Origin of the sequence: Mucilaginibacter gynuensis (assembly GCF_039541195.1) — a bacterium.
GTDB classification, from domain to species: Bacteria; Bacteroidota; Bacteroidia; order Sphingobacteriales; family Sphingobacteriaceae; genus Mucilaginibacter; species Mucilaginibacter gynuensis.
The window spans coordinates 37,600-50,553 of sequence record NZ_BAABFT010000002.1; the positions used below are offsets into that span (position 1 = coordinate 37,600).

The window sequence follows — 12,954 nt, forward strand, 5'->3', positions numbered from 1 at the left end:
TATTAAGCTTATCATTTCTATTTAAAATCGAACCATAGCGTACCATTAACTGCTTCGTCGTTGTAATGGTTCTTTTGGCTTTGCGGCCCCATTACATTTGGTGCCTGAAATTTGGTACCAATCGGTGCTATGCCGTTTAAAAACCCTATGCTTCCCGCCGGGAATGCAGGCTCAACATTATTATTGCTCAACGCGGCTTTTTCCTTGCCGGGATGCAGCATTTGAAAGTACAGGTTCTTATCTGATGTGTAAACTGTAAACGGCGCTTCTTTATTTTCTATGGTTACCCAATTAACTTCGGCATGATAGCCTTTAAATTCAGGATATTGCCAGCTGTCGCCGGTAATGGTATTGTTGTATGCTTTGTGCCATACGCCAAATTGCTGGCCTTTCAACCTGTTTTTCCAAACACGGTAAGGACCGCGGCCAAGCCATTTCATGCCCGTAATTTTCTCTTCGGGATAGTTAAAGGTGAGGCCTGCAAAATCAACGTCGCCTGTTTGTTTATAACTATATTCCAGTTTGGCAGGATAACCGGGTCTGAACGTCCATTTTACCTGTAAGGAGGCGTCGCCATCGTAGCTGGCGGTAATGGTGTACAGTTTATCTGCCACTTCAGTTTTAAAGTCTTTTAGCTGTGTTTTTACACCGGCCAAAACCGGTCCGCCCGATAACGAAATAGTGCCTGACGGCTTAATTACTTTTTGTATATAGCCCGTAGTTTTGCTAAATATATAGTTTATGTTATCGCAATTAACCGTAAGCAGGCTATCGGTATCAGTACTTTTAATCTTCGATTTAATTACAAAAGCATGGGCTTTATTTACGTAAAACCCAGGAGCTGTAATTGACCAGCTCCAGGTAAATATTTCCTTTTTATCCGGGCCATAAGCTGTAAGGTATAAAGCATTGTTTTTTGCCCATGATGCAGGCAGTTTCAAATTAAGCGTACCCTTTTCACCCGGTTTAAGGTTGAGTTGTGCAGGGCTCCCGGTAGCCTTTACAGTGGCTGTTGTAGTTTTGCCTTCTACCGATGGCAGGCTAACCAGTTTCCATTTAAAGGTACATTGATTAAGATTGGTAAAGGAATAACGGTTCTCTACTGTAAGCTGTCCGTTAAATGTTCTGTTAATAGGCTGCGGATCAATATACACCGGCGACCAGATCTCTTTTATAGTATAATAGCTTCCCTCCTTTTCGCGATGCGGGCCAACTATGCCATCAGGAGCGTGGTTACCATCGGCGTCCAGTATATTATTTTTATCGGTACGCATAATCGCTTCATCGGCAAAAGCCCAAATAAAACCACCTGCGCCATGAGGGTGCTTCATCATTTGCGCCCAAAAATCGTCAAGCGCCGCGCCTGCGCCGCCATCATAAAGGCCGTGCATAAATTCGGTAGGGAAAAATACCTCCTTGCCTGATTCTGCCGCTTTAACCATATAATTATAGTCGGGATAGTGGCGCGTATCCGTTCCGTTAAATTTCTCCCAAGGATGTATCACTGTACGCTTTTGCGGATCGTAGAGCGCGTAATCATTATCCAGCCCGCGGTTCCAGCCACCTTCGTTGCCGTTATCCCAAAACAATATGGCAGGATGGTTCACATCGCGCAGCACCAGCTCCTTTACCAGTTTACGCCCAACAACCGTATCGTATTTTGCCTGCCAGCCGGTAAGTTCATCAAGCACATATAAACCCAATGAATCGCATACCGCTAAAAAATCCTGATCGGGCGGGTAATGCGACATGCGTACCGCGTTCATATTCATTTCCTTCATCAGGCGTACATCCATCAAATGCACATCGTGACTTAAGGTACGCCCTGTTTCGGGCCAAAAACTATGGCGGTTACTGCCCTTTAATACCACCTTGGCGTTATTTACATACAAGCCATCATTATTACGCACCTCCACCGTGCGGAAACCAAATTTTTGTTTTATCTGGTGGATGATGCCCTGTTTATCTTTTATAGTTACCACTACCCTGTAAAGGTTCGGAAATTCGGCACTCCATAGCAATGGGCTTTTAAATGTACTTTTTAGCTGTACACTATCCTGCCCCGCAACTGCTTTTACAGCGAATGGCTCACCTACATTTTTACCATTCAGGTTTTGTATACGGGCTTCTACGGTTTCGCCATCTTTAGTATTGGCAGTGTACACATCCATGGCAAAAGAGCCATCGGCTTTGGCATTAATGGCTACCCTGTCAATAAAAGTTTCAGGGACGATCTCCAGGTAAACCGGCCGGAAGATCCCTCCGAATACCCAAAAGTCGCTATTACGGCGTTCGGCATCATTTACCGATGAATTGGCTGATGTTTTATCAACGGTAACTTCGAGCAGGTTTTTACCTGTAGCATTAAGCAAGCCGGTAATATCATATTTAAAACGGTAGAAACTTCCCTGATGCACAGGGCCTGCCTGCTTACCGTTGATGGTTACCTTGGTATCGGTCATTGATCCTTCAAAAACAATGAATACCTTTTTGCCTTTGATATCGCCGGTTAAAAATTCGTGCTTGTATTGCCCTTGTTCGTTGGCTTTATCTTTATCGTGCCCGTAATTGTAGGTGCCAAAACCTTGCTGTTCCCAGTTGGAGGGCACCGCTATTTTAGTCCACTTGCCGCTGTTGCGCCCACCGGTGCAATAAAAATCCCACTGTACGGTATGATCTTTGTCTGTTCCCGACAGGTATTTAACCACTGTTCCCTGCGAAAAAGCACTGAAACAAAACAGGGTGAACAACAATAAAAGCGTTACTCTTTTCATAATTAATTGTTAGGCATATAAAACGGCCGGTAAAACTAAATCGGTTTAAACTTATTGCAAGAAAACGTATGTATTGCCAACAAGATTAATTACTACCTGCCGACAAAAAAAGAATATGAGGAACTAAAACTACGCAATCGTTGCCGGAAACAATCCATTCCCTTCGCGCTTATTAGGTTAAATAATCTATTGACTTATAAAAAAATCAAAAAAACTTGCAATCAATTGATTGCACATCTATATTTGCAATCAATTAGTTGCAGATAAATATGAGACGAGACGTATTCCAAGCCATAGCCGACCCTACCCGCAGAGCGATATTAACCTTGCTTACCCTGCAAGCCATGACGCCGAATGCCCTCGCCGAAAATTTCGACAGCAGCAGGCAGGCCGTATCCAAGCACATACAAATACTTACCGAATGCGGCCTCATTAAACAAACCCAAACCGGAAGAGAGATCTATTATAACCTTGATACCCCAAAAATGAAAGAGATAGATGCATGGCTTGAACCTTTCCGCAAATTGTGGGAAGACCGCTTTAACCAGTTAGACGATTTATTCATTAACCTAAAAAATAAAAAAAATGAGCAGCACTAATGAAACAAAGATCACCAAAGACCCGGCAGGTAATAAACTGCATGTAACCCGGGATTTTAACGCGCCCCTGCCCGATGTTTGGGAAGCATGGACCGACAGCAGTTTGCTCGACCAATGGTGGGCGCCAAAACCATGGAGAGCCGAAACTAAAAGCATGGATTTTAAGGTAGGTGGTTTATGGCTGTACAGTATGATTGGCCCACAGGGTGAACGCTCTTATTGCCGTGTAGATTTTCAGGCTATTGAAACTGAAAAAAGCATTTCTTCTGTAGCTGCTTTCTGCGATGAGGACGGCAACCTTACAGATGACTTCCCGAAAATGTACTGGAAAAGCACATTTGCTGCCACCGCTACAGGCACAAGCGTATTGGTTGAAATAGCGTTTGACAGCGAAGCTGATCTGGAGAAGATAGTTCAAATGGGTTTCAAAGAAGGCTTTACCATGGCCCTTGGCAACCTGGACGAAATATTGGCTCAATAGTAGTTCAGCCCATATTTATAGTATTAAAAAGGCCGGTGAGGATATACCCTCATCGGCCTTTTTGTTTGCGGTATATAACAAGATTATCACACAATAAACGATTTAGCATTGGGTTTATTCAAAACTTTACACCTATATTCGGTACCCAATAAAACTAAACTGTTATATGAAATCACTTTACTTACGTATCAGCACGGTGCTGTTCTTGTGTGCAAACACCGGTTTTGCAGTGGCACAAACGTCGGGTATTACATCCGGCGCTATTTATACCTTAAAATCAAAATCGAGTAATAAACTGCTGGATGTAAGCAATGCTTCAGCAGATAACGGCGCGGCTGTTGATTGCTGGACGGATACCAAATCTGACGCGCAACGCTGGACGGTCACCCATATAGGCAAAGGTATTTATACGTTAACCAATGTGGGCAGCGGTAAATTATTGCACGTAGCCGCGAGTCCGGCTGATTCGGTAAAGGTAGATCAGTATGACAATACCAATAGTGACAACGTAAAATGGACCATCAAAAAAGCCGGAAGCGGGGCTTTCTATTTGTTGCCGGCCTCTAATGCCAAATTCGGCCTCAACTTACATGCAGGTAATATCGCCGATGGCGCTAAAGTGAATTTAAGCGGAAGCCTTACTGCCGATGCGCAGAAATGGCTATTTCAAAAAGTAACAGTACAGGAAGTAGCCCCTACTGCCGCCATAGCCGCCAAGGTATTTGACGCATGGTACAACCAATATAATGTAGAAACAGGCAAAGGCTTTTGGGACAGGGCCGAAATGATGGAGGTGGTATTGGATGCCTACGAGGTAACCAAAGATGCCAAATACCTTACCAAGTTTGAGTCCATGTACAAAAACTTCATCGCCAAAAACAAAGAGGATTGGATGTACAATAACTACAACGATGATATTACCTGGGCCGCCTTGTTTTGCGTGCGCGGGTACTTGTTCACCGGTAATAAAATGTATCTGGATAAAGGTAAAGAGCAGTTTGATAAAATGTACAAGCGTGCTTTCACCAATACTTATGGCGGTGGTTTAATCTGGTTCGAAACCAAAACCTCAAAAAATGCCTGTATAAACGGACCTGCTATTGTGGCCTGCTGCTACCTGGCAAAGGCTACGGGTGACAATACTTATTACGACAAGGCTATCGCGCTGTACTCATGGTCTAAAGTTTATTTGTTTAACCAGGCTACGGGTAAGGTGAACGATAATATCGACTTAGATAAAAACACAGGGCTTATAAAAACCGGAACATGGAGTTCTACCTATAACCAAGGCACTTACCTTGGCGCGGCAGTAATGCTGTATAACTATACCAAAGAAGCCAATTATTTAGAGGACGCGCAAAAAATTGCAACCTACACCCGCGACAACATGTTTAACAACAAGGTGATCGACAATGAAGATGGTGGCGATGACCTGCCGGGCTTTAAAGGCATCTTCTCGCGTTATGCACGTAAGTATACTCTTGAAACCAACAAGACCAACCTGATAGAATGGTTAAACCTTAACGCCCGCACGGCTTACAATAACCGTAACACCCAAAATCTAATCCACACCAAATGGGCCACACGTACCAAAGAAGGTAAGCCAAAATCAGAGTTTGGCGCTTCAACAGCAGTAGCCTTGTTGTTTAATACACTTCCGGTAAAATAGTCATTGGGCATTCATTTAGTCATTGGGGCATTATCAAGTCATTGAGTCATTTGGGCATTGGTCAATAGTCAATAGTGAATAGTAAGTAAAAAACTTTTCATTTACTACTGACTATTAACCACTCACCATTGACCATTCACCACTGACCAAATGACTCAATGACCCAATGACCAGTTAATAGACAATCGGTGCGGGTTGATCATTCTTTAAGCGGATAATGGTACGGCTGATGGATGGGAATAGGGCGATGACCAGTATCACGGCCAAAAGCATCCAGCTGATCATCTGATAATAATCAACCGCCGAGCGTAATTGCGCTTGTTGGGTAATGCCTTTATTGAGCAATGCGGTTGATGCTTTAATGGCCTGATCGGTCGCCATTCCCTTACCGGTTAATACCTGTTTGTATAAGTTCAAACGCTGGCTAAGCAAACCGCTTGTTCCACCCAGTTGATCCTGAAAGCGGTTTACATGATCTTTTTGCTGATACAGCTGAAAGTAATTAACCAAAGCTATACTGCTGCAAAAGCCTGTAAAGCGTACAAATATCCCAACTGCCGAACCCGTTGTTCCGTATTGTATCGGCGACGATGATACCACGAACAATATAATAGGCACCATCAGCATACCTGCACCAAGGCCTTGAAGTATCAGCGGGAAAATAAGATCGATGCTATTGGCCTGGCTGCCAAACATAAAACACATATACAGGTGAAACACCAGTAATAATGAAAAACCATATATGAGTATCAGCCTCGTAGGCGTTTTTTGTAATATTAACCGGGAAGCGATGGTTACGCTCACCACAATGGCCGCGATGTTGTAGATCAACAAATAACCCATATTAATAGGATCGATACCTAAAACACTGCCCATATAACTGGTGGTAATACCAAACGAGCCCCTGCTAATGTAAAACACAAAAAGCAGCAGCACTGCCAGCAAAAAGTTGCGGTGCCCAAAGGCCTGTATATAAAAGTATGGCCGCTTCGCGTATAATTGCCTTACCACAAAGGTGATCAGCAAAAGCCCTATGGCTATCAAACTCATCTCAATACGTGTATCATCCAGCCACTCGTATTGCTGCCCGTATACCATCACATAACCAATAAGGCATAACGCTGCCGAATACAGCAAAAAACTTGGCCAATCCAGCTGGTAAAGCGGCAGTTTACGGTCGAGCCGTATGTTGTTCATCATTACCGTCATTAAAACACCTCCGGGTATAAACGAAAACATGGCGCATTTGTAAATAACGTTGAAATTAAAATCGTCGATAATTTGCGCCGTGAACAGCGTTGATAACGGCGACACACACAACAGCACGCAATATACTACGGAGTAACCTATCTCTTTCGACCGCTCGTTATGCAGCCTGCTAAACATCAGCGTAAGCGTAATACTAAGCGTACAACTCGTAAGCATACCCTGCAAAAAACGGAAGATCAGTAATACATAAAAGCTTTTTACAATGTAGCAGATGTAGCAGGTAGCCACCAATATCAATACTACTATCAGCAGGTACTCCTTACAAGCTATGCTCCTGAAAAAGCGTTTCTCCAACACCACAAAACTCGCGGTTGAGGCGTACAGGATGATCATGGAATACTGCGCGTCGTTAGGGCTGATGCCATAGTAACCCGCGGCAGCATTTATGTTACTGATAGATAATGAGAACAGTACGATACCCGGCAATACAAGCAGCAATAAGCCGAGCCGTATCAGCCATTCGGGCACCCACGTTCTGAAAACTGGTATTTCGGCACTCATTATTGCTCGTCTTTAGGTACGGTAACGCTGGCGTTCATACCCGCGCTCAGGTAAGCAACATTGGCATCCCTGTTATCAATTTTTATTTTTACGGGGACGCGCTGCGCTATCTTAACAAAATTACCGGTGGCATTATCGGGCGGTAATAAAGAAAAGCGCGAGCCTGTGGCCGGTGATAGTGAGATGATCTGTCCTTTTATCATTTTATCCGGATACGCGTCGGTAGTCACCTCCACGGTTTCACCAATGTGCATGTGCCTTAATTGTGTTTCTTTAAAGTTGGCTACTACCCAAAGGCCGGTTTCTTCATCAACAATGTAAGCCAGTGTTTGGCCCAACTGAATTTGCTGACCGGGCTGAATAGTGCGCTTACCCATTTTACCATCATAAGGCGCTGTAACCACAGTATATGAAACATCCAGATCGTTGCGCTGCAATACCAGTTCGCGGCGTTTTATTTCGGCCATTACCGGTGAGATCTGCGAACGGCTATCGTTCACCCTCGATAATGATGCCTGGTAATTATTAATAGCCGCCTGGTAGTCGGACCGTGCTACTTCAAGCGCGCTCTGCACATTTTCCATCTGCTGCTTAGTGGCCGATTCTGCCTCGTACAGTTTCACAAAGCGTTCGTACTCTTGCTCCTGCTTAACCAGTTTGGCTTTAGCCGCGGCTATTTGCGCGTTGTTTACAGCGGCTACCTTTTCGGCGGTATGTACGTTACTTTCCAGTACTTCCACCTGTTGACGGGCATTTTCCAGTCCGGCCCCGGCTTCCTGTTTTTGTAACTGATATTCGCGGCTATCGATGATGAGCAGGGTATCCCCTTTTTTTACATCCTGATTTTCATCATAACGAATCTCTTTCACAAAACCGCTTACCCGCGCGGTAATAGGGTTTATGTAGGCTTCAACCTGCGCATCGTCGGTTTCTTCGTACTTAAACAGGTGTAGTAAGGTGTATGCGCCCCATACCAATAGTACGGCGCCTGCAATACCGGCTATCCAGGTGGTTATCCGGGTTATTAATTTATCGGTTTGGGTATATGTGTGGTGTTTGTTCATTTTAAAGTTTCCCGGTTACGTTTTGTAATTGAAAGTATTGGAGTTGGGCCGCAATTTGCGCCGCTGCAAGGTCGAACTTGGTTTGCAGCAACTGGTTATCGGCATCCAGCAGATCGGTGATCAATGACAGCTGGTTGAAATAGGTATTGTTTACAATGCGCCTGTTTTCGGTAGCCTGTTTTACATTGGTTTTCGAAACCTCTACCCTGTTCAGGGCTTCCTTGTATCGTAAAAACGCTTCGTTAACCTGCTGCCTGATAACATCCGCGGTTTGCGCGTGCTCAATTTCCTGGCTTTCTACTTCAAGTTTTGCTTCTTTGGCCTTGTGCTTGTTATGGTAAAAGGAAGATATATCGAAAGAGGCCGTTACCCCGGCAAAGCCTAACCCAAACAAATTAGCCGAGTACGGGTAAAAAAGTATCTGCGGATAGCTGTACTTATAATCGGCAAATAAACCTATTTTGGGTGCTACGTTAGCACGGATATTGCGCAGTTGTAGCTTCTTCAGTTCTGTTTCCTGTTCAGATATTTTGATCTGATAGGCATTGCTACCGGCATCGGCAAGGTAATCCTGGTAGGTAGCTGTTTGGCCCGAATCAGTTTTCAATACCTCAACGGGATCTATCCTTTGTTCATCGGGAAGCCCTATAAGTATATTCAGTTTTTGGTTGGCTATCGCCAGATCATTATCCAGTTGTACCAGCGAAAGTTTTTGGCGCGATAATTTAAGTTCGGCACGCAGCACATCGCTTTTAAGTATCACGCCGTTTTTTTGCAGCGTACGGATCTGCGCCAGCTGTTTTTCCTGCGCGGCAATATCCTGCAACAACAGTTGTTTAAATATGAGGCTGCGTTCCATATCAAGATAGTAGGCAGCGGCATGTAATTTAGTTTCTGATACGGTTTGCTTTTTTTGCTCCCCGGCTATGCGGTTTTCGGTTTTGCTGGCATCAATGCCTAAATTAACCTTATTGCCATTATAAATATTGAAGTAGGCACCGGCTGCCACGGTATAAGTATTATGCAATACCGGAAACTGGCTTGGCGTATGGAACAAACCATTCTCAAATACCGGCATATTACTTACACGGGCATATTCGCCGCTAATATCCAAATCGGGCAGGCGTTCCGCTTTGGCATCTTTAATAGCCTCGGCGCTGCTTTCAATCTTAAGCTGTTTAATTTGTACCGCCCGGCTGTTGGTTTCAACTTTTTGCCATACCTGGGCAAGGGTCAGGGGCATTTCTCTTGGGGTATCTATTGGCATTCGCGTTGCCCCGGCGGGCGAAAAGGCCAATACTGCCGGCATCAGCGCGGCAAAGTATTTCGTTTTAAAGTTCATGATTTTTCAATGGTGCAAATTTCCGCACTTCACCAAAAGAACTTTTATTTATTTTTGCCAAATGTTTATTCATTCCGGCCAAAATATTGACGATGCCACCTCACGAAAGTTTTTCAGGGATATTGATCGCGTACCCGAATCAGTTTACGTAATACACTGGAAAACAGAGGTTCGGTACCCCGAGCACTGCCACAATAAAGGCCAGCTTATTTATATTGAAGGCGGCATAGCCTATATTCACCTTCCGCACAGAACTCTGGTGATACCGGCCCGGCATTATGTATGGATCCCGGCCGGGCAAAAGCATTTTGTGGAGATGCATAAATCAGTCATTACACGTACCATTTACTTTTATTCGCACGATGATGCAGGCAACCCGTTTTATGGCAAGGGCGGCATCTATCCTATCAACACCCTGCTATTGCAAATGCTCAGTTACTCCGAACGCTGGAGCGGCGATGTAATGCCCGACGATCATGACTTCCACTTTTTAGCCGCGATAAAGAACATTCTGCCGGAGATCAGCAAGAACGCCTTCCCTATCGTATTGCCCACAACGGAAAACACCCGCATGAACCCCGTATTGAAATACATGAACAAGCACCTGTTTGAACAATTAACCCTTACCTCGGTAAGCGAAGCGAATGGCTTTAGCGAGCGCACCTTATCCCGCTTATTTCAATCAACGTTAAGTACTTCTTTTTTGCAGTACTTTAAGCTGCTCCGCATGGTAAAGGCCATCGAACTGATGCAACAAAACGACCTTTCGGCCAGTGAAATAGCCTATCAGCTGGGTTACAACAGCGTGTCGGCATTCAGTGCTATCTTTTATCAATTGACTAAAACCCGCCCTTCAGAATTTGCACGGCAGTTGCATCAATAACTGATCAAAAAATGTATATGATCAGTTTAGATCATTCTGTTTCAGCCGTTCAATATGTTTGCTCATCATAGTTTTATCGGCATCTGTACCTGCCAATTTTAAAGCTGTTTCAAAGTGTTGTAATGCTTTTTTATTATCGAGCCGGGTATATAATGTTCCTAATAACGAATAATAAAAATGATTACCGCTTAAATTAAGTTTTTCAACTTCAGCTATGCCGGTTTCATTACCGTATAATTTTGCCAGCGCATATGCACGGTTTAAAGCCGCTATGGGCGAATATTCTATTGCAAGCAGGTTGTTATATAAGTTAAGGATATTTTGCCATTTGGCCACAGTATCTGCCTTGTGGGTATGCCAGTAAGCTATGCCCGCTTCCAGATGATAGCGGGTTAACTGATCGCCTGTGGCAGCCCTGTTGAGGAAATGTTCACCTGCTTCAATTAGTTCGGTGTTCCATAAGGTTTCGTCCTGGTCTTCATATAAAACCGTTTCTCCGTTATCGTTCACGCGCGCCTCAAAGCGCGATGAGTGAAAGCACATCAGTGCCAGTAACGCGTTCACTGCCGGCTTATTGGTGGTTTCATTTTCCACCAGTAAATAATTCAGCCGCATAGCTTCGGCACAAAGATCTTTACGCAGCGTGGTATTTTGTGAGGTTGAATAATAACCTTCGGAGAAAAGCAGGTATATCGTTTTCAAAACGCTATCCAAACGGTTGTTAATAGCGGTGACGGAAGGCTGGGCTATCCTGATGTTACTTTCTTTGAGTTTATCTTTACCACGGTTTATGCGTTTGTAAACTACCTCTTTATTGGTTAAAAAAGCATCGGCTATTTCCTGCACACCAAAACCGCATAGTAAATTCAATGCAAGCGCCACCTGCGAATCTATCGATATAGCCGGATCGCAAACAGTAAATATCATCGCTAACTGACTGTCGGCAATATTTTTCACGGAAAGGTCTATCTCAATTTCTTCTGTTTTGGGTGACGCGTATTGCAATTCGCCAACCAACTTTTGCTGAAACAGGGTATTACGTTTTAAATAATTCTTCGTTTTGTTTTTAGCAACTGTATACAGCCAGCCGGTTGGATTATCGGGCGTACCTTTAATACTCCAAAGCTCGGTGGCCGACAAAAAAGTATCGCTCACAATATCTTCCGCTACCTCAATATGCTCTATCCCGAAAAGATAAATAAGCACCGAAACTATCTTTTGATACTCTGTCCTGAAAAGATTTGGCAGAAGCTCTTTTTCTCCCATAAGCAAAAATGTCTTTGCAAAAATACAAAGGCATTTCACTTATAAGGTATATACGGCACTTTATAAACCCATACGTATTTCTACCGTACCGCCCAGTTCAAATATTGGGCAGTCTTTAGCAATTTCTTCGGCTTGCTCATAGCTTTCGGCATTAATGATGATTAGCCCTCCGATAGATTCCTTAATCTCCGCGTAAGGGCCGTCGGTAGCACTTTCGCCTTGTTTCAGTACCCGGCCCTGTCCGTCCCAGCGTTGCAGTTTACGGGCCAGCAGGTCTTTTTCTGCAAGTGATCCAAACCACTCCTGCCAGTGTTGCAAATGCGTTTGCAATTCGGCAGGCGATGGCTGCACTTCTTTTGTTTTGTAATCTCTGCGAAATATCAATAAAAATTCATTCATCTTAATTGGTTGTTATAGATGTAAGCGAGCGGACAAGTAGCGATTATAGCTTTTCAATAAGCAAGTTATAACAATTTTACTTGTTAACTAAGGCCGCGCTTAATAATAAGCACGGCCATATTTTTGAAAGCATTTTTTATGATCAACCGAACTGACCAACCCTGTAAGTACCTGCCGTAACCGGGAAAGCGATATTGAAGCGGTTCCAGGTGTTAATTGTAGTGATTGCCAGTGTAAGATCAATCAGTTCCTCATCGGTAAACAAGGGTTTAACTTCGTTGTAAACAGCGTCGGGCACATTGCTTTTGGTTATAGCTTCGGCCCAGGCCAGCGCGGCACGCTCACGCTCAGTATAGTAAGGCGTTTCACGCCACGCGCTTAGTCCGTATAAACGTTGCTCGGTTTCGCCATGCGCACGTGCGTCTTTTGAGTGCATATCCAAACAATAAGCACAAGCGTTAATTTGTGATACACGAAAGAACACCAACTCTAAAAGAGGTTCTTCAATAGTGCCTTTTTTAAGATAAGCGCCAATGTTAAAAAGTGTTTTTAAGGCATTCTGGCCTTTTGCGTGTACGTTAAGTCTTGGTTCCATTACAGTATAATTTTGATTTTAAAACCTAATGACAACCGGCTTATTGGAATTGGACAGGAATGATAATATTTATTTTAATTTATTAAAAAAGGTGATCACGCTGTTCCTGATC

General features: G+C 43.9%; 11 protein-coding genes. 4 read left to right on the top strand and 7 right to left on the bottom strand.

What is annotated here, in order from left to right:
* Nucleotides 1-17 precede the first annotated feature (17 nt).
* Nucleotides 18-2,774, bottom strand: a complete 2,757-nt coding sequence (locus tag ABD894_RS03605; protein WP_345209623.1) for a glycoside hydrolase family 2 TIM barrel-domain containing protein — start codon at nt 2,772-2,774, stop codon at nt 18-20.
* A 269-nt stretch (nt 2,775-3,043) separates the two neighbouring features.
* On the opposite strand from ABD894_RS03605, the gene ABD894_RS03610 reads away from it, so the two are divergent.
* The 3 genes from ABD894_RS03610 (at nt 3,044) to ABD894_RS03620 (ending at nt 5,523) form a co-directional block, all read left to right on the top strand.
* Nucleotides 3,044-3,373, top strand: a complete 330-nt coding sequence (locus tag ABD894_RS03610; protein ID WP_345209624.1) for an ArsR/SmtB family transcription factor — start codon at nt 3,044-3,046, stop codon at nt 3,371-3,373.
* Complete coding sequence (locus ABD894_RS03615; protein ID WP_345209625.1) at nt 3,360-3,854, top strand: SRPBCC family protein; 495 nt, start codon at nt 3,360-3,362, stop codon at nt 3,852-3,854. Before ABD894_RS03610 ends, ABD894_RS03615 begins: the two co-directional genes overlap by 14 nt.
* A gap of 166 nt (nt 3,855-4,020) precedes the next feature.
* Nucleotides 4,021-5,523 carry a glycoside hydrolase family 76 protein gene (locus tag ABD894_RS03620; RefSeq protein ID WP_345209626.1) on the top strand — a complete coding sequence of 501 codons (1,503 nt, stop codon included), beginning with the start codon at nt 4,021-4,023 and terminating at the stop codon, nt 5,521-5,523.
* A 174-nt stretch (nt 5,524-5,697) separates the two neighbouring features.
* Here the strand turns inward: ABD894_RS03620 and ABD894_RS03625 are convergent, their stop codons facing one another.
* From ABD894_RS03625 to ABD894_RS03635, 3 genes are read right to left on the bottom strand one after another with little or no spacing between them, the layout of a single operon-like run.
* Entirely contained in the window at nt 5,698-7,293 is a 1,596-nt protein-coding gene (locus ABD894_RS03625; RefSeq protein WP_345209627.1) for an MFS transporter, read from the bottom strand.
* On the bottom strand, nt 7,293-8,357 hold the full coding sequence (locus tag ABD894_RS03630) for an HlyD family secretion protein (RefSeq protein WP_345209628.1): 1,065 nt from the start codon (nt 8,355-8,357) through the stop codon (nt 7,293-7,295). The genes ABD894_RS03625 and ABD894_RS03630 overlap by 1 nt, the downstream gene beginning before the upstream one ends.
* Nucleotide 8,358: 1 nt before the next feature.
* Nucleotides 8,359-9,699 carry a TolC family protein gene (locus tag ABD894_RS03635; protein WP_345209629.1) on the bottom strand — a complete coding sequence of 447 codons (1,341 nt, stop codon included), beginning with the start codon at nt 9,697-9,699 and terminating at the stop codon, nt 8,359-8,361.
* A gap of 61 nt (nt 9,700-9,760) precedes the next feature.
* On the opposite strand from ABD894_RS03635, the gene ABD894_RS03640 reads away from it, so the two are divergent.
* Complete coding sequence (locus ABD894_RS03640; protein WP_345209630.1) at nt 9,761-10,582, top strand: helix-turn-helix domain-containing protein; 822 nt, start codon at nt 9,761-9,763, stop codon at nt 10,580-10,582.
* Nucleotides 10,583-10,603: 21 nt separating this feature from the next.
* On the opposite strand, the gene ABD894_RS03645 is transcribed toward ABD894_RS03640, so the two are convergent.
* The 3 genes from ABD894_RS03645 to ABD894_RS03655 form a co-directional block, all read right to left on the bottom strand.
* On the bottom strand, nt 10,604-11,848 hold the full coding sequence (locus tag ABD894_RS03645) for an RNA polymerase sigma factor (protein ID WP_345209631.1): 1,245 nt from the start codon (nt 11,846-11,848) through the stop codon (nt 10,604-10,606).
* A gap of 60 nt (nt 11,849-11,908) precedes the next feature.
* Entirely contained in the window at nt 11,909-12,247 is a 339-nt protein-coding gene (locus ABD894_RS03650; RefSeq protein ID WP_345209632.1) for a YciI family protein, read from the bottom strand.
* A 142-nt stretch (nt 12,248-12,389) separates the two neighbouring features.
* Complete coding sequence (locus ABD894_RS03655; RefSeq protein WP_345209633.1) at nt 12,390-12,842, bottom strand: carboxymuconolactone decarboxylase family protein; 453 nt, start codon at nt 12,840-12,842, stop codon at nt 12,390-12,392.
* Nucleotides 12,843-12,954 lie beyond the last annotated feature (112 nt).